General features: G+C 71.3%; 16 protein-coding genes and 1 tRNA gene. 1 reads left to right on the forward strand and 16 read right to left on the reverse strand.

Going from position 1 to position 16,951, the window contains the following annotated elements; translation table 11 throughout:
* Positions 1-5 precede the first annotated feature (5 nt).
* The 4 genes from ACLJWH_RS17070 to ACLJWH_RS17085 all read right to left on the reverse strand — a co-directional run bounded on the left by ACLJWH_RS17070 (position 6) and on the right by ACLJWH_RS17085 (position 7,412).
* Positions 6-1,433: a Cys-Gln thioester bond-forming surface protein gene (locus ACLJWH_RS17070; RefSeq protein ID WP_411142543.1), complete on the reverse strand. Its 1,428-nt coding sequence runs from the start codon at positions 1,431-1,433 to the stop codon at positions 6-8.
* Between the two features lie 455 nt (positions 1,434-1,888).
* Positions 1,889-2,542: a single-stranded DNA-binding protein gene (locus ACLJWH_RS17075; RefSeq protein WP_411142544.1), complete on the reverse strand. Its 654-nt coding sequence runs from the start codon at positions 2,540-2,542 to the stop codon at positions 1,889-1,891.
* A gap of 566 nt (positions 2,543-3,108) precedes the next feature.
* Positions 3,109-5,379, reverse strand: a complete 2,271-nt coding sequence (locus ACLJWH_RS17080) for a GTPase (RefSeq protein WP_411142545.1) — start codon at positions 5,377-5,379, stop codon at positions 3,109-3,111.
* Complete coding sequence (locus ACLJWH_RS17085; RefSeq protein WP_411142546.1) at positions 5,376-7,412, reverse strand: dynamin family protein; 2,037 nt, start codon at positions 7,410-7,412, stop codon at positions 5,376-5,378. Before ACLJWH_RS17085 ends, ACLJWH_RS17080 begins: the two co-directional genes overlap by 4 nt.
* Positions 7,413-7,715: 303 nt before the next feature.
* On the opposite strand from ACLJWH_RS17085, the gene ACLJWH_RS17090 reads away from it, so the two are divergent.
* Positions 7,716-7,791 (forward strand) — tRNA-Arg (locus ACLJWH_RS17090).
* 163 nt (positions 7,792-7,954) lie between these two features.
* On the opposite strand, the gene ACLJWH_RS17095 is transcribed toward ACLJWH_RS17090, so the two are convergent.
* From ACLJWH_RS17095 to ACLJWH_RS17150, 12 genes are all read right to left on the reverse strand, one after another.
* Positions 7,955-9,349 (reverse strand): tyrosine-type recombinase/integrase, encoded by a 1,395-nt coding sequence (locus ACLJWH_RS17095; RefSeq protein WP_411142547.1) that lies wholly within the window; start codon positions 9,347-9,349, stop codon positions 7,955-7,957.
* Entirely contained in the window at positions 9,349-9,519 is a 171-nt protein-coding gene (locus ACLJWH_RS17100; protein WP_411142609.1) for a helix-turn-helix transcriptional regulator, read from the reverse strand. Before ACLJWH_RS17100 ends, ACLJWH_RS17095 begins: the two co-directional genes overlap by 1 nt.
* 558 nt (positions 9,520-10,077) lie before the next feature.
* Positions 10,078-11,550 (reverse strand): ATP-binding protein, encoded by a 1,473-nt coding sequence (locus tag ACLJWH_RS17105; RefSeq protein WP_411142548.1) that lies wholly within the window; start codon positions 11,548-11,550, stop codon positions 10,078-10,080.
* A gap of 3 nt (positions 11,551-11,553) precedes the next feature.
* Positions 11,554-12,402, reverse strand: coding sequence for a bifunctional DNA primase/polymerase (locus ACLJWH_RS17110; RefSeq protein WP_411142549.1), 849 nt, complete (start codon positions 12,400-12,402; stop codon positions 11,554-11,556).
* A gap of 88 nt (positions 12,403-12,490) precedes the next feature.
* Entirely contained in the window at positions 12,491-12,679 is a 189-nt protein-coding gene (locus ACLJWH_RS17115; RefSeq protein WP_411142550.1) for a hypothetical protein, read from the reverse strand.
* Positions 12,670-12,936 (reverse strand): hypothetical protein, encoded by a 267-nt coding sequence (locus ACLJWH_RS17120; protein WP_411142551.1) that lies wholly within the window; start codon positions 12,934-12,936, stop codon positions 12,670-12,672. The genes ACLJWH_RS17115 and ACLJWH_RS17120 overlap by 10 nt, the downstream gene beginning before the upstream one ends.
* A 149-nt stretch (positions 12,937-13,085) precedes the next feature.
* Positions 13,086-15,200, reverse strand: coding sequence for a cell division protein FtsK (locus tag ACLJWH_RS17125; RefSeq protein WP_411142552.1), 2,115 nt, complete (start codon positions 15,198-15,200; stop codon positions 13,086-13,088).
* An 84-nt stretch (positions 15,201-15,284) separates the two neighbouring features.
* Positions 15,285-15,461, reverse strand: a complete 177-nt coding sequence (locus ACLJWH_RS17130; RefSeq protein WP_411142553.1) for a DUF6257 family protein — start codon at positions 15,459-15,461, stop codon at positions 15,285-15,287.
* Positions 15,462-15,535: 74 nt separating this feature from the next.
* Positions 15,536-15,931, reverse strand: coding sequence for a DUF6251 family protein (locus tag ACLJWH_RS17135; protein ID WP_411142554.1), 396 nt, complete (start codon positions 15,929-15,931; stop codon positions 15,536-15,538).
* 13 nt (positions 15,932-15,944) lie between these two features.
* On the reverse strand, positions 15,945-16,145 hold the full coding sequence (locus ACLJWH_RS17140) for a hypothetical protein (protein WP_411142556.1): 201 nt from the start codon (positions 16,143-16,145) through the stop codon (positions 15,945-15,947).
* An 85-nt stretch (positions 16,146-16,230) separates the two neighbouring features.
* Entirely contained in the window at positions 16,231-16,647 is a 417-nt protein-coding gene (locus ACLJWH_RS17145; protein ID WP_411142557.1) for an NUDIX domain-containing protein, read from the reverse strand.
* Positions 16,648-16,744: 97 nt separating this feature from the next.
* Positions 16,745-16,942 (reverse strand): hypothetical protein, encoded by a 198-nt coding sequence (locus ACLJWH_RS17150; protein ID WP_411142558.1) that lies wholly within the window; start codon positions 16,940-16,942, stop codon positions 16,745-16,747.
* Positions 16,943-16,951 lie beyond the last annotated feature (9 nt).

The following is a 16,951-nucleotide window of genomic DNA, read 5'->3' on the forward strand; positions in this document are numbered from 1 at the left end:
GGTCACTATGCGGTGGGGGCCTTCTTCTTGCGGAGGAAGAACACCGCGCCGCCGCCGGCCAGGACCAGCGCGACCGCGACACCCGCGATCACCGGGGTGGCGCTGCTGGAGCCGGTCTCGGCGAGGTCGCCGCCGTTGGTGGCGCCGGTGCTGCCGCCGGCCGTGGCGCTACCGCCACCGGTGCTGCTGCCGCCGGCCGTGGCCGGGCTCGGCTTCGCGGGGGGCGTGCCGCCGCCGCTGCCGACGGTCTTGCAGTCCAGGACGCCGGAGAAGGACTTCGAGATGCCGCCGTCACCCTTGACCGTGATCTGGTACGGCTGGTCCTCGCCCACCGGCACGGTCACGGTCTGCGAGGCGCCCGGCGCGACCGTGTAGTTCTTGCCGGAGAGCTGGAAGTGGAACGCCTGGTCGCCCTTGTTGGAGGTCGTGACGTCCACACCGCCCTTGGTGCAGTTCTTCTCGGCGGTGATCGCCGGGATGGCACCCTCCTTCTTCCAGGAGGCGGTGGCGGTCGCGGAGACCGTGGACTCGCTGGAGCCGGCCAGGATCTGGGTCTGGCTCTTGGCGTGCTCACCGATACCGGTGAAGGCACGGCCGACCGGGACCTTGGTGGCGGCCTGGGCGGTGAGCGAGGCGCTGCCGTCGGCCGCGCCCGCGGGCACGTCGAAGAACAGCTGGGCACCGTCGGCGGCACCGGTGACGGGCTTGCCGTCCTTGCCGACGATCTTGACGCCGGCCGGCGCGTTGGCCGCCGGGGCGACCGTGACGTTGTCGGCGTTGGTGTGGACGGTGACCGGGCCGAGCTTGTTGCCGGACTTGCCGGAGACGGCCGGCGGGTCCAGGGTCAGCGACGCCTTGGGCTCGGCGACGCTCTGCGCGTTCTTCTCCAGGTAGTCGGCGAGCTTCTCGGCCGCCGGGTCGACCGCGTCCACCTTGACGTGGTCGGAGAAGCGCCAGATCGCGACCTGGGTGGCGGCCGCGGCGGTCTTCTCGCTCAGGGTCCCGGACCCGGCCTTGGCCGCGAGCGCGGCGAGGTCGTTCACCTGGGGGTAGGAGTTCTGGAGGATCCAGCGGATCTTGCCCGCGTCCGCGTTGTTGTGGAGCGAGGACTCCTTCCAGGGCACTTCCTGGTACTTCGCCTGGCGCTGCGTCGGGTTGTGGATGTCGATGCAGTACGTCTGAAGCGTGCCGCCGTTGTCGACCGACATCTCGAAGAGACCGGCACCGATGCGCTGGTCGTGCCCGTTGCCGTGCACGATCGCCTGGTCGAAGGTCTTCAGACCACCGAGCGTGGCGATGGCACCCCCGCGCGAGGGTGTGACGTCGTCCGCCGCGGCGGTCCCCGCGGTGGCTATCGCACCCGCCGCGACCAGGCCCGAGGCCATGGCCACAGCGGCAAGGCGGGCTGCGCCCCGCCTCTTCATCGAAAGCATGAATTTCTCCTCATAGGCGAAGCGTCGATTGGGGAGGGTGCCTCGCCGGAAAGATCGCAAAGAACTCAACAGCCGAATAGTTCAGCCCCCGTGAGCACTTGTCGGATCCTATGGAGCGGGCGCAACCCGTTCCCCAGGAATGACGTCCAGCAAGCGATCCGAATCGCAATCGTTACCACGCACGCCCCCGCTGACCTGGCATTATCGACAAATCTCCGGGACTTTTCAGGGCACTGACACCTTCTCAGGCGAATCGCCCTCGCCCCCTCCTGGGCAGTGGCGCCCGACCTCGGTGACCGGCGGCACAGGGTGCGGCTTTCGCAATTGGCGACCCGGCCGCCGCTGTTGCCCCGGCCGCGCCGACTGCCGCTTCCAGGGCGCTTGTTGCCGCCGTTCCACCGCCGCTGTCGCCCCGTACGCCGTTGTCGCTCCAGCCGCGGTTCATGCGCGGCAGTTCACACTCCGGCAGCAGTTCTTTCTTCCGTTGAAGTTGTCGCGTCGGGCGCGGTTGTCACTTCGAGCATGGCTGTCGTACCGGTCGCAGTTGTTGCGTCGGTCATAGTTGTTGCGATGGGCGCAGTCCTCGCTTCATCCATGGCCGGCGCTTTGGACTCGATAGGCCCTTCCCCCGCAGTTGTTGATTCAACGAAATTCGCGGTATCCGCCTGCTCCGATTTCCCGGCGTTCGGAGCCGGTTCGGACGAACCCCGCTGCGGCGGCAGCGGATCCGTACGGGCCCGCACCACCCTGCGGAACGCGGCGGTGCCCCGTGCGAGATCGTGGCCGATCGCCACCGCGTCGATCTCCGCCGAGAACCAGCGCTGCCCGCCCCGCTCCGGCGGCTGCTCCCCCTCCCGCAGCCTCAACCTGCCCTGGACCACCAGAGGTTCCCCGACCGCGACCGACGCGGCGACGTTGTCCGCGAGCGCGCGCCAGGAGCGGACCGTGTAGAAACTCGTCTCCCCGTCGCTCCAGCACTCCCGCGCCTTGTCCCAGCGCCGGGAGGTCGCCGCCAGCCGGAACCTCGCCACCGGCACACCCGCCGTCGTCAGCCGGTGCTCCACCGCCGTCGCGGCGTTCCCCACCAACGTCACCATCGTCTCGTTCACCGAAACCGCCCCCGTTCGCTGTCGCCGCGCGTTGATCGCTCGCTGCGCGTTGCTCGCTGTGTGCTGTCGCCATGCGCTGTCGCCATACGTTGTCGCCGCACTGTGATCGCATGCGCTGATCGCTGTGCGCGGATCGACGTGTGCGGACCGACGTGTGCTGATCGCCGTGTGCTGATCACTGTGTGCTGATCGCCGTGCGTTGATCCCATGCTGCACGGCGTGCGCGAATGCCGCGGCCGGCTGTGGACGACGGGCCGACTGTGGACAACTCCGCCACCCGGGCGGACCCGTCCCGCAGCGCCCCGCAGCCCCCTCCGCCGGGCGTACCGCTGCCCCCCTCACCGGCACCAGGGCACAGTCGCCCCGTCACGGGCACCCGGTCCCGGACACCCCGTCGCGGGCGGGCCGTCCCGGGCACCCCGTCGCGGGCGGGCGGTCACCGGCAGCCGGTCAACCCCGTGACGGGGCGTCCGCCACCGGCGTGACGAGGTCCCCGTCATCTCCGATGTCCCCGTCACCTCCGACGTCCCCGTCACATCCGTCGCGCCCGCCCCGCCGCCGTCCCGTTACGCGCCCGACGCCACCGCGTACCGTTCTCGCACCTCCTGGTAGCGCTCCAGTTCGGCGGCGACCGGCTTCAGGACCCGGGCCCGGCCGCACCCCGCCGCCGTGCCCCGCAGCCGCCGCTCCGCCTCCTGCCCGTATCGCCGGGCCGGACCGCGGGCCCCCACCCGGCACAGCCACGCCAGCGCCGGGCCGCCCGCCGAGCCGATGACCGCGGGCAGCAGCGCGGCGAGCCACCCCGTCGCGTCCGTCACCCCCGTGACCACGCCCAGCAGCCACAGCACACCGGCCACTTGGAGCACGAACAGCAGCCCCTGCAACGCGGCGGCCACCGTCCACCAGCGCGGCTTCACCGCCGGCCCGCCCCGCAGGGACGTCTCGGCGTCCGCCGCCACCTTGTCCAGCGCCTCGGGCAACCCCTCCGCACCCCGTTCCGCCGCCTCGCGCACCGCCTGGGCCCAGGGCTCCGGCAGTCCGCACGCCGCTTCGCCCGCCACGGTCCGCACCGCCTGCTCCACCACCGGCCGCGCCGCCGCCCGGCCGGGCACCCCCGTCGCCTCGTACCCGACGCCGGCAGTCCCACCGGCCGTACGCCCGAGACCCGTACGTCCGATGCCCGTACGCCCGCCGTTCGGCCGCCCGCCGCGCTTCCGCGCGCCCCGGGCCGGGCCCTCCCACGCCCACCGTCCCGTCCGTCCGCCGCTGAGCCGGGTCCACGATGAGCCGCAGACCCAGGCCGTCTGCCGCAGCCAGTCACGTTCCGCCGCGCGCCCGGTGGCCACCGCGCCCACCGCCTCGGCCAGCCGGTCGTCGAACTCCGCGCGGGCCTCTTCCGTCAGCCCGACCCGGCGCGCCGCCACATACGCCGACCGCAACCGTTCGGTCGCCGCGTCCACATCGGCCGCCAGCCGCCGGTCCGCCGCACCCCGTTCCGCGACGAACTGGCCGAGCGCCTCCCGCAGTTCCCCGACGCCCTTGCCGGTGGCGGCGGACAGCGCGAGCACCGTCGCCCCGGGCTCGCCGTGCTCGCCCAGCGCCAGCCCGTCCTCGTCGAGCAGCCGGCGCAGATCGTCCACCACCTGGTCCGCGGCCTCGCCCGGCAGCCGGTCCACCTGGTTGAGCACCACGAACGTGACCTCGGCATGGCCCGCCAGCGGCCGCAGATAGCGCTCATGGAGCACCGCGTCCGCGTACTTCTCCGGGTCCACGACCCAGATCACGGCATCCACCAGGGCCAGCATCCGGTCCACCTGCTCGCGGTTCCCGGTGGCCGCCGAGTCGTGGTCGGGCAGGTCGAGCAGAAGGAGCCCGCGCAGTTCGGGGGCGGCGTCCACCGGGAGGTGGCGACGGCGCAGCGGCACGTCCAGCCGGTTCAGCAGCCCCTCCGCGCCCGGTCCGTCACCCGGCCGGTCGCCCGGCCAGACGCAGGCCACCGGTTCGCAGGTGGTCGGCCGGCGCACCCCCACCGACGAACGGTTCGCCCCCGCCAACGCGTTGAACAGCGACGACTTACCGCTGCCGGTCGCACCGGCGATGGCGACGACGGTGAACTCACCCGACAGCCGGTGCCGCTCGACCGCCGCGTCCAGCACCCGGCCCGCCTCGGCCAGCGTCCGGCCGTCCAGCCGGGTCCGGGAGAGTTCGATCAGCTCGCGCAACGCGTCCAGCCGCGGCAACAACGCGTCGCCCACATCGCACCGGCCCCCGTCCGCCGGCGCCCCGTACGTCCCAGCCCCACCCGCAGCTGTGCTCCGAGCTGCGTCGTCGTCCTCCCCCACCGCCCCGGCTCCGCCCGTCTCCCCCGTCGCCCGCCGCTCCCCCCGCCACCCTGGCTCGAAGCCCGCCCCGCTCCCCTGGGCGCCCCCTCGCCGGGCGTCCCCTCGCCGGGCGCCCGTTCCCTGGGGCTCCGCTCCCAGGGGGTCCAGCCAACGGGCCGCCTCCTCCAGTTCCGCCTCCAGGAGTGACGACATGCCCCGCTGCCGCGCCGCCGGCCGCGGGAACTCCCCCGTCCGCGCCCGCCGCGCGATCACCCCGTCGTCCCAGGCCCCGGGCCGCCCGTCCGCCGCCCCCGCCACCGGGCTCTGACCGCCCTCCGAACCCAGGCTCTGCACCATGTCCTCCAAGCTCTTCGCGTCCGCCAAGCCCTTCGAGTCCCTCGGTTCCTTCGCGTTCCGGCCGTTCTCCGCGTCCCCCACGGGGTACGCACGGCCACCGTGGTCCATGGGCGGGTCCGCGCCGGCCTCGGCGTCCGTGTACCCCATAGCAGCGCTCACCGCGACACCTTCTCCTTCTCCATCTCCGCCCGCTGCCACTTCTCCGTCTGTTCCTGCTGTCCCTGCTGTCCCTGCTGTCCCTGCTGTCCCTGTTGGCTCTGCTGGCTCTGCTGGCTCTGCTGCCCCTTTCCGTACTGCCGTTCCCGCCCCTGCTCCTGCTCCCGCTTCTCCCTCTCCCCCTCCTTCTCCTTCTCCTTCTCCTTCTCCTTCTCCTTCTCCTTCTCCTTCTCCTTCTCCTTCTCCTTCTCCTTCTCCTTCTGCAACAGGGAGAGTGCGGCGATCAACTCGGCCTGCTGATCCGGTGGCACGGTCAGCTGGTCCAGTGGTGCCAGCCGTCGCTCACGCTCGCCGTCCAGCGCACGCTCCAGACAGGTGACCAGCAGCCTGTCGCCGCGGTCGCACAGCCGCAGCGCGCACTGGGCGCCCAGCAGGTCGGCGAGGGTCTCGCCCGCCGTGCGCGCCCGCCGCCCACCGAGCAGCACGGCGGCCAGCAGCGCCGCCGTCTCCTCCGGTTCGACGGATCCCGCGCGCTCCCCGGCCCGTCCGCCGCGTGCCTCGCGCGTCTCCTCCTCGGCCAGTTCCTCCAGGCAGCGCCGCCAGCGCCGGACGATCACGCCGAGCCGCCCGGCCGCGCCCGTGGCGCCCGCCGCCGTCAGGGAGACGTCCGCCGCCGCCGGGTCATCCCGCCAGGCGCCGGCGGCGTGCGCGTCGGCCGCCTCGACGGCGCAGGCCAGCAGGGACGTCAGCCCATGGGTCAGCGCGTCCAGGAGCTCGTCCGGTCTGCCGCCGGGTTCGTAGTGGTGCCAGTAGGCGCGCGCGTCACCGGACAGCGCCTCGCCCGCCTCGACCTCCCGCCGTACCCGGCCGGCGGCCTCCTCGTACGCCTCCTCGACCCGGCCGGCCAGCCGCAGCGCCGCGGCGTGCTGGGCCGCGGCCGCTCCGGCCAGCGCGGGCAGCCGGCTGCGCAGCGAGGCGATGACGCCGGCCGCGGTACGGTCCGCGGCGGCGGTACGGGCGACGGGGTCCTGGGCGTGCCGTTCCAGCCAGGCGCGCAGCGCCGCGACGGCGGTGGCGGGCAGCAGTCCGCTGCCACCGCCGGCCGATTCGGGCAGTTCGGGGATGGTGAACCGCGGCACATGGCCGAGGCCGGCGCGCTGGAGGAGTTCGGCGTACCGGCCGGAGATGTCGGGGGCGATCTGGTGCGGCACCCGGTCCAGCACGGTCACCAGGGTGACGTCGTACTCCTTCGCCGTGCGCAGCAGGTGCCAGGGCACCGCGTCCGCGTACCGGGCGGCGGTGGTGACCAGCACCCATACGTCCGCCGCGCAGATCAGCTCGGCGGCCAGTTCCCGGTTGCGGGCGACGAGGGAGTCGATGTCCGGGGCGTCCAGGAGGGCCAGCCCGCTGGGCAGCGCGGCGTCCGTCTCGATCCGCAGCGTCGGCAGCCCCGGCTCGCCGGCGCCCTCGCGGCCGTACGCGCCGTAGCCCCGGGAATCACGGCCGTACTCGTACGCGTAGGCGTCGCCGTACTCGTATCCGTGCTCGCAGTCGCAGTCGTACGCGCCGCCGCGCTCGCCCTCGTACGGCCGGTCGCCGCCGTACGGCGAACCGTTCGCCGGATGGGTGCCGTCGTGGCCGGTGCCGCCGTCCTGTTCCGGTACCCACACCCGGGTGAGCTGCGGGAGCACGCGGGTTCCGGCGAACCAGTGACGGTCGTCGGGGTGGCAGACGAGTACCGGCGTACGCGTCGTGGGGCGGAGCACGCCCGCCTCCGAGACCCGCCGGCCCACGAGCGAATTGACCAGCGTGGACTTGCCCGCCCCGGTGGATCCGCCGATGACTGCCAGCAGCGGGGCCTGAGGGGAGCGCAGGCGGGGAATCACATAGTCGTCGAGCTGGGCGAGCAGCTCGGCCCGGCTGAGCCGGGCGCGGGCGGCGCCCCGAAGTGGCAGCGGAAAGCGTGCGGCGTCGACGCGGTCGCGCAGAACGGACAGCGCGTCGATGAGCCGGGGTCGTACGTCCAAGGTCGCCACATGTGCAGAATGCCCAATTTCGTTGGGTTTTTGAAGCGTATAGCCCTTCGTGCGCGCCGCAAGAACCCCTACAGATCGGGATCAGTGACACATGGGACGTTCGCGACATGTGGGACGCAGGCATAACGAGTACACAACACCCGCCGCGTGAGTCACCAAAAGCGGTGCGTGATTCGCACCCGCCTGCGATTATCAGGACCGCTTCACGGAACCTCCACAACGTGCCACGGAGGTGAAGCAACCGGGACGAGGCACCCGGACCCCTATCCTTGTCCGCGGTCCGTGATCCACGTCCACCACCCGGCCCCCGTAGCTCAGTGGATAGAGCAGGTGCCTTCTAAGCACTTGGCCGCAGGTTCGAGTCCTGCCGGGGGCGCCAGGTCAGACCCTCCCACCGGGAGGGTCTTTTTGCTGGTCAAGCCAGGTTTCCACTAACCGGCGCAGGGGCCGGACGCGCCCCTCGACGGGGTGGGGCACGTCCGACGGTGTCCGGCTGGAACCGGGTTTCTGCGGGTGGCGGCGGAGAATACGCGGAGAAGTTTTCACGCCCCTGCCGCGGCCGGGTCCGGCAGCTCCCCCGCCTGCTCGATCCTGTGCTTCAGATCGTCGAGCTGTCCGTCGATGCAGCGCGCGTACGTGGCCAGCAGCACGGGGACGCTGTTGCCCGCCCACTCGGCCACGGTCGCAGCCGGAATGCCGGCGTTGAGCCAGTTGGTCAGGCAGGTGTGCCGGAGGTCGTACACACGGCGACCGAGGGGGGTCCCGAATTCGTAGGAGGTGAGCATTTCCTTCCGCGCCCGCCGCCACGCCCGCCTGATCACGGACCCGGCCAGGTCTCCTCCTTTCTCTCCCTGTATCAGCAGATCGCCAGGCTTGAGCGCTTCCTTTTCGATGTGTGCGCGGAGGACCCTTGTCAAGCCGGGTCGGCAGGGCACCGTGCGGGTGTCGTCGGCGGCCCGCCCCTTGAGTCCGCGCTTCTCGCGCACTTCCCCTGTGTTCGTCCACTGCTTGCCGACCTCGGGGTGGGCGGTGTGGAGCAGCAGCTCGCCCCACTGGTCGGCGGCGTCCGCGTCGGGCAGGCGTACGTCCCCGACATCGATCGCCACGACTTCCTCGGGCCGGGCGCCGGCGTAGTACATCGTGGCGAAGAAGGTGTGCAGCCGCCGACCGCCCCTCGGCCGCGCGTAGACGCAGCCGAGCAACTTGGTGGCCTGCTCCTTGTTGAGCAACGACCGCTTGTCGACGGCGGAGGAGGTCTTAGACACCGTGGCGCCCTTGCCCTTCGGCAGCGGGTTCTCCTTAAGAACCTTCCTCTTGATGGCGTGCTCGAAGAGCACGTTCAAGACGCGCTTGGTCCGTCGAACCGAGCTGGCGGCCACGGGCGTGCCGTCCAGCTTCGTCCCGGCTGCGCGGAGCGCCGTCTCCACGGTGTTCTCGTCCTCCCACACGGCCATGGCAAGCGAATTCCGCTGCACCCAGCGCAGGATCACGGCGACCTCCGGCGGGGCCTGGTCCCGCCGGAGGGTGTTGAAGGCGTACTCACGGAGGGCCCGGCGCACGTCGACCCCCTTGAACGCCGTCGGCTGAGCCCGAAGCAGGGCGATGGTGACGGGCGTGAGCGCCTTCGCCACGGTCTTCCGGTTGTTCCCGGACGTCCGCTCCCAGAGCTGGTCAACAAACTGGGTCGCGAAGTCGTACCAAGACACGCTGGCCGCCCGGGACATGTGCGAGACCGGCCGGCCGGTGGAGAGGCTGAACGCCTCCCCCTTCCTGGCGGCGGACACCAGCCCCGAGCGGAAGGAGTCCGCGAGAGTGACGGTTCCGAATGGCTTTCGCCACTCCTTGCCCTCCAGCTCCCAGCGGACCGTGTACGTGGTTTTCTTCTTCCCCTCGTACACGGAGGTCTTCCAGAACTTCACGTCGTACGTCGTGTCCATCAAGCAGCGTCCTCGTGCTCGTTCAGCCAGATCTCAAGGTCGACCCGGCGCACGCGGATGCCGCCGTTCGGCAGCTTGATGCAGCGGGGGGCCCGCTGCTTCTGGCGCCAGTCGTAGAAGGTGGAGCGGGTGATGTCGAGCTCCTCGCACAGCTCGGGGACGGTGAGCATCTTCGGGCTTGGCACGGTGGTGCCTCCTTCGCGGAGTGACTCGGGCTCACTGTTGAGTTGGATTGGCATCGCGCTGAGTTGCGGCTCAGACGGATGCGGTTCGCGTTGGGTGAGGGTGAAGCCATGTGCTGCGTGTGTCCGAGGCTGTGTTTTCTGCGTCACCACGTCATCCGCGTCACTCATGGCTGCTGACCTGCGGTTACGTGATGACGCAGAGGGTTTGGGGTGCGTCATCGGTGACGCAGACGTGCGTCATGGGGTGGTGCGGGGTGACGCAGGTGACGCGGGGTGACGCAGACGAAGCCGTCCTGCGTCACCCTGATCGCCGCAGCTCAGGGGCGGTTTCGGGCACCGCAGTGACGCGGGTGACGCAGCTTTCTCTTTCTTAAGAAAAAAGAGAGGGGTGTCTGTTGTGGTGTGGTGCGGCTCAGGGCGTGAATGGGGAGCCGCTTCGCGGCGCGACCCTCGGGCGGCGTTCCGCCGAACAGCAAGAGGAGCACCCGCCGCCACTGGCCGGGGGTGCTCCTCTTGCTTGTCCGTGCCGGTCGCCGGTGCGGGTCAGAATGACTGTTGTTCGTGGGGCGGCAGGGCCGGTCGTCGGGTCATTTCGATGTACCGGCCTTCCTTGGTGCGGCCCCAGTCGATGAGGACGCCCCGGGCGGCAAGGGTGGGCTGAAGCCGCTTGAGGCGGTCCGAGAGGACCTTGCCGGTCGTGGGCCACCCTTTAGGCAGGGGACGGTAGTCGTCGCCCGTGTAGAGGTCGGTGAGGCGGTGCAGCCATTCCGAGGACGTCATCCGCGTTTTGGTGCCGGGGTCGAGGGTGGCGGCGTGCTTGAGGACGGTCTGTGCGAGGAGGTCACCTTCGATGACGTCGTCGTTCAGTTCGTCCAGGCTGTTGCGGTAGGCGGGGAGCGTGCCGAAGCCGGTGGCGGCGTCGACCTGCGCGCACAGGTGCGCAAAGTCCGCCATCCGCAGATCAGCGGGGATGTCCGCCCGTGTCGCCCGCACCTTCACGGCCAGGTCCAGCACAGACCCCAGGATGAAGGGAAGCGCGGGTTCGTACTCCGCCCACAACTCCGCCTCGGTGCGCCGGACCGTGGGGCGTTCCAGGCGCAGGGTGAGGAGGCGTTCGGCGAGGTCGGGGCGGATGACGCCGACGTCGATGCCGGTGAGCAGGAGGGGGCGGCGGTAGCGGGATCGGTAGACGTCCCCGTCGCTGAACAGGGCCCGCTTGATGCTCTCGGCTCCGGTCACCACGCAGCACATGAGATCGGAGAGGTCCGGGGGCAGGTGACTCAGATTGTCCAGGGCGGTGATCCACCCGGCGGCCACGGCGGTGATCAGGCTCTCTTCGTCCTTCGGGGCCCGGCGTAGGTCTCCGGTCATGCCCTCTACGACCCGCAGCAGCATCCGGCCGGCCGTCGACTTCCCCGCGCCCTGGGGGCCGGTGAGGAACGGGGCCGGGACCGGGACACCCGGCTCCAGACAGCCGATAATCCAGGCCAGGGCCAGCGCCTCGGTTTCGGCGTTGGCGAAGTTCGTCAGCCGCAACAGGCTGTCGATGCCCTTGCCCTCGGTGTCCCGGACAGGCATCGGGAGTTCGCCGGTGAGCTGGGTGCGCCGCCAGCACACCTCACGCGGGTCGGGAACGGCGATGGTCCAGCCGTTGGGGTGGATGCGGACGGACTGCCCGTCGTCGCGGCCCAGGTCCAGCCACGTCGCCCCGTCGTACCCGGGGGCGACACGGATGTGGGTGGGCTGCACGTCCCGACTCAGTGCGAGCGCTTCGATCAAGTCCAGCGCCTCCTTGAGCGAGGTCCCGTTGAAGACGCCGACCCCGTCGTTGAAGAGATCGACCATGAGTTCCTGCCGGTGGCTGCCGGCCGTTCCCTGGGAGCGGATCGGGCGGGCCACGGGGTGGCCGATCCGCTGGGCGTAGACGGTGCCCTCGGTGGTGCGGAAGTACCGGAAGTGCGCCTGCGCGTACTCGGTGATGACCTCACGGGCCGGTGTCTTCTCATCCTCGGACATGACTCACATCCCCAGCGCAGCGCGGGCGTTGGACCATGCGTCGGTGCAGTGCCGGGGCGACTCGCCCCGGGCGTGCGCGGCGGCGAACAACCGCGCCACGTGGGCATCGGTGAGGCAGCCGCACCGGCCGTGCGTGGACAGCACAGCGAGGAACGTCCGGTACACGGTCGCGTGAACTGCGCTACGGGCCTCGGTGATGCGCTGCTCAGCCATGGCGATGCCGCGCTCCAGGTAGGCGGGCGTGCGATGGCGGCATTCCCCGCCGCCGGCGAGCGCGGGCACGGTGACAACCGGCCGGGCTGGCCGAGCCGTGGAGGGCTTCTGCGCGGGCAGGGCACGTACGGCGTCGGGCAGGGCGGTCATGGTGCCGGTTCCGGGACCGAGCCAGCGGGCGTAGGACATCAGGCTCTTGATGTCGACGTCAGGCCGCACAGCGTTCGCGGACTGCATCGCACCCCGGTAGATCCAGTGCTCGCCGCGCGTTGTCGGCACGGTGCGGGTGGCGGGGAGCGTCTGGCGGGCCCAGGTGACAGCGTCGGGGTTGTCGAGGTCGACGACGGTCAGCCCGGCCCCGCCGGGGTGGTAGGCGACGGCTGCCGCCTCACGCCACGCGGAAGTCCATGCCGGCGAGGTGAGGATGCTGGGGTCGGTGGTGGCAGCGGCCCAGGCGTGGCACGGCCGCGGGCACTCGCAGGGCCCGGCGTTCTTCATGTTCGGACGGCCACCGCACGCGTTCCCCTTGCACACACGGCAGTTGCCGAACGGGACCTTGCCCGCCCGCAGGGGCAGCGCCGGCATCTCACGCGCGGCCAAGGCGAGTGCTACTCGCCGGACGGGGGTGGGTTGGGTCATGCTGGGGGTCTCCAGTTCTCTGAATGGGTGCTGGTGGATGAGGGCGGCCCGGACTTTGTCGAGAGCGGGCCGCCCTCGCTTTCGCTCACTAGTGGTTGGTGATGACCCGGGTGAGGGCGGTGGTGAGGTCGTTGATGGTGTGGCGGGCGTCGGTGGAGGCGAGGTAGAAGCCGAAGAGGACGGCCACGGCCGCGGCGCCGGCGCCGAGGGACTTGTAGCGGATGAGCAGGGCCAGGAGCAGGCCGAGTATCAGGACGAGGGAGAGGGTTACTGCCATGGCGGGGCTTCCTTGTCTGTGGCGGGGGTGGGTGTGGTGCCGTCGGCGTGGAGGCGGCGGGCGTGGTGGTGCAGGCGGCGGCCGAGGCGCAGGCGGTAGCGGGTGCCGTGGCAGCGGCGGCAGAGCTTCATGTCCTTCTTGGCGGTGTTGCGCAGGCCGGTGCCGGAGCAGCGGCGGCAGACGGCGAACGGCCGCACCATGCACAACAGTGCGTAACCGGCGATGGCGGCCGCGATGAGGGCGCTAGCAGTGAGCATGCAGGGGTCATCTCCCTGTCAGGAGGGTTTTCGGGGGTTGGCGCAGGTCAGGCGCTAGGCGCTAGTTGCCTGATCACAGGCGGTTTGGGGTGCTAGCGGGGGTGCTAGACCTAGCAGCGGAGGGTGCTAGGTCTAGCGGCGCTGCTGGGTCAGGCCGCGGCCCGTTCCGCGTTACGGTGTGTGATGGCGGTGGTGATGTCGGCGCGGTCGATGCCGCGGCGGTTTTTGCCTTCGCCGTCGGTGGTGCCCCAGACCTGCCCGGTCTTGATGCCGTGCGGCCTGAGGGCGGCGGTGACGTTCTCCGCTTTCCACCCGGCGTAGGTGTCGGGGTGGGCGGCGGTCAGGCGGGCGGCGATCCGCTCGCACCACACGGCCTTCTCCGTCGGCGCGAGGACGTCGAGGACGTCGGCGAGGATGTCGCTGGTGTTGCTCTTCTCGGGGCCCTTGCCGAGGGCGTGGCCGGTGATGTTGCCGTATTCCTCGCGGGCCTGGCGGGCGCGGGCGGCGATCTGCTCGGCGGCGACGGCGTCCACGAACGCCGAGGCGACGATGCGGGGGTCGTCGCCTTCACCGGCCATCCAGCAGATGCCGCGGTCGGAGCGGGAGAACATCGTGGCGCGGTAGCCGGCCTTGTACATGCTGGTGCCCAGCACCATGTCATTGGCGGGCTGCCCCATCACCTTCAGGCAGAACCGCAGGACGGCGTTGGCGCTGATGCCGGTGGGCAGGGACTTCGCGTCGGGGCGCTGCGTGCCGAACAGGGCCACGATGCCCAGCGCCGGGCCGCGTTTGACGAGGTCGGTGCAGATCGCCTCGATCTCCTTGCCGTGTTCCTCGTGCTCGAAGGGCACCTGGCACTCGTCGAACCCGGCGACGATCGGGTGCAGCCCGAGCTTCTTGTCCCCGGCGAGTTCCGGGGTGACCTTCGACTCGGGGCAGCGGCTGCGGGGCAGGGACTTGATGACTTTCGCCCGGCGCCGCAGTTCGTCCTTCAACTCCCGTAGGGCGTCCAGGACATAGGTGATGTCCTCGGATTCCTCTCCGGCGCGGTAGCGGTGGCAGACGGGCTCCAGGGCGCCGAAGTCGCCGGTGCCCTTGAAGTCGAACGCGTGGATCTCGGCCCGGGGGTCGAGGGCGGCGATCAGGAGGAAGAGCCGCATGAGGAATGTCTTGCCCATGCGGGGGATGGAGCCGACGACGACGGACGCGAACATCAGGGTCACGGACACGTCGCGCATGCGCTGGTCGTTGCCGAACACCACCGGGCGGAACAGGTCCACCGTTCCGGTCTTCAGCAGTGGCCAGGCGGGTTTGGTGGTCTCGTTCATGGGCTTGTCGCCGACCCACAGCACCAGGCGTCCTTCGTGCTCGGTGGGGTCGGGGGCGGGCCATACGCAGCCGACCTTGCGGCGCAGGCCGGAGGCGAGCGGCTTGCGGGCCTCCATGATGTCCTCGGGCGTGACGCCGTAGGGCAGGTCGAGGTCGGCGCGGTATCCGGGGCCGTCGCGGACGATTTCGCTGGTGAAACGCATGCCGTTCATGTCGCCGCCCTTCTTGATGGCAGCGGTGATCTTGGTGTTGCCGATGGCGTCCATGCCGCGTAGCACGATGGCGCCGGTGAGCTTTTGCACTTCGGTCTTGAGGACGGCGGGTCCGACGACGGGTGCGTCGGGTTGCTGGCCTGCCATGCCGAGCAGCAGTACCCCGCCGGCGCCGAACGCGTACAGCAGGCCCGGTGCCATGACGTACAGCCACAGGGCGAACCCCAGGCCGAACACCGCGGCAATCAGGGCCACCAGGCCCCGCAGCCGCACCCGCCCGGACCGCAGCCGCGAGAGGCGCATGTACTCCTCGACGTCCGCGTTTTTGACGGCGACGGCCCGCAGGGGGGCGGCCTCGCGGTCCCAGACCCACCGGCCGGTGGTGGCCACGAACCGGCAGGCCCCACGCGGCGACATGGACGCCAGCCGCGCGGCGTAGACCGGGACGCGGACACCGTGGTAGCGGGCGGCGTACCCGGCGTTGGCGGCGGCGTGGCGGGTGGTGGCGGCGAAGTCCCGCCGGTTGGTGAGCCATCCGGCGAGGATCGGCTTGCGCTTCTCGCTGGTGACTCCAGGCTTCGCCAGCGCCGGGTTGTCGACCAGCCGGGGCGCGGCAGGCGTCTCCTCGTCGTCGGGGATATCGGCCGGCGCCAGGGCGGCCGGAGTCTCGTCGGGGGCCGGTACGGCGTGCAGTTTCGTCAGAGTGGGGGTGGTATCCGTCATGCTGGCTCTCCTGCTCTCGTCAGTGAGGTGCGGGCCCGGAGCAGCCGGTCGCTGCCAGGCTGAAGCGGCTGCTCCGGGGCAGAGCTACTTCTTCTGGGTCGTCTCGGCGCGCTTGCGGGCGCCGTCGAGGATCCGGTCGATGCGGCGTTCCAGGTCGCTCTGGTCGACGTTTTCGCCGGCCAGGTGGCGCTTGCACATGCGGGCGGTCAGCCCGGCGATGCGGGCCTTCTCGCCGACGGTCAGGGGCGGGGTCTGTGCCATGGGTGCCTCTCCGGCGCCGGGGCTGTCCCGGCTCCCCTCACCGCCCGCACGTTGTCGGGCGGATCGGGCAGCCGTCAGTGCCGGCGGCGGGCCTTGGCGAGGGTCTGGGCGGCGGCCTTGCCGTCGGGTCCGCCGACCGACCGCACGACGGTCACCGTGCCCCACACCAGGACGGTGACCGCCAGGGCGAGGACGCCGAGGGAGATGGCCATGGAGGAGACGGCGGCCACCAGCAGCGGACCGAAGTACACGCCCGCGGCCACAGCGCCACCACCGACGCCGGCGCCGAGCGCGACGCGCTGGACGGTGCGATCCGGCGGAGCCTGATGGATGTGCTGGACGACGATCGGCCGGCCGTCGTCGTAGGCGGCCGGGCCGGGGATCGGTTGGGGCTGGTAGAGGGGCAGGGGAGGGTCCTGCCGCTGGGCGGGCAGGTGGTTGTCGAACTGGTAGCGGCGCGGGGTGGTCATGGCAGCCTCTCGGTCAGCGGCGGTTGCCGGTGGCGCGGAGTTCGTGGGTGTGGCACAGGACGGAGCCGATCAGGAAGCCCACGCCGTGGACGGTCCACCGGCCGGCGGTGCGCGGGCCGGGCGGAACCTCGTCCACGATCCGGCCCATCCGTCCGGCGGCCCGGGGGTCGTCCTCGCAGGAGGTAATCCGTACCTCGTCGCCTGCCTGGAACATCGGTAACTCCCCTCTCTGCCGGCCGGGACTGGCCGGCCCTGTGCACCGCCCCCGCCACAGGTGGCCGGGGCGGCACGCAGGGCCATCAGTGCTCTTGCGCGGCGGCGAGGATCTCGGCGTGGTCGAACGCCAGGGGGCCGGGGTGGTCGAGCGGGGTCCACTCCACGGCGGCGGCGTCGTCCCCGGCCTGGGCGTGGGTGCCGGCCGGGACGGTGACGGTGTAGGCGACGGTGATGTAGCGGCCGCGAGGGTCTCGGTCGGGGGTGTCCCACACGCCGAGGAGTGCCAGGTCTTCCTCCGAGACCTGGACGCCGGTCTCCTCGGCCAGCTCCCGCGCGGCGGCGGCGCGCGACGTCTCGCCCGGGTCGACGTGTCCGCCGGGAAGGGCAAGGGCACCCTTGTGGGGCGGCCACCCGCGGCGGATCGTCAGAACGTGGCCGTCACGGATGCACACCACATCGGCCGTGTAGAACGGCCGCTCAGGCTCAGGCTCGTTGCTCATGGTGGCGCTCACTGCTCCTCCTACTGGGTGCCGGGCCGGACTGTCCGGTCCTGTGCACCGCCCCCGCCACAGGTGGCCGGGGCGGCACGCGGGGCCGTCAGGCGTTGCGGTCGGCGACGGCGCGGAGCACGTCCTGGACGATGTCGGCGGGCAGGAGGCCCTTGTCGATCGCGGCGAGCATGGCGAACTCCCGGGCGATCTGGACACGCTTGCCGTGGTCGGGCCAGCGGTCCCGATCGTTCGCCGCGGCGGACTTCCGCAGCAGGTTGGCGGCTTCTTCCAGGTAGCGGGACATGACGATGTC

The organism is Streptomyces sp. x-80 (genome assembly GCF_046549095.1).
GTDB lineage: Bacteria > Actinomycetota > Actinomycetes > Streptomycetales > Streptomycetaceae > Streptomyces > Streptomyces celluloflavus.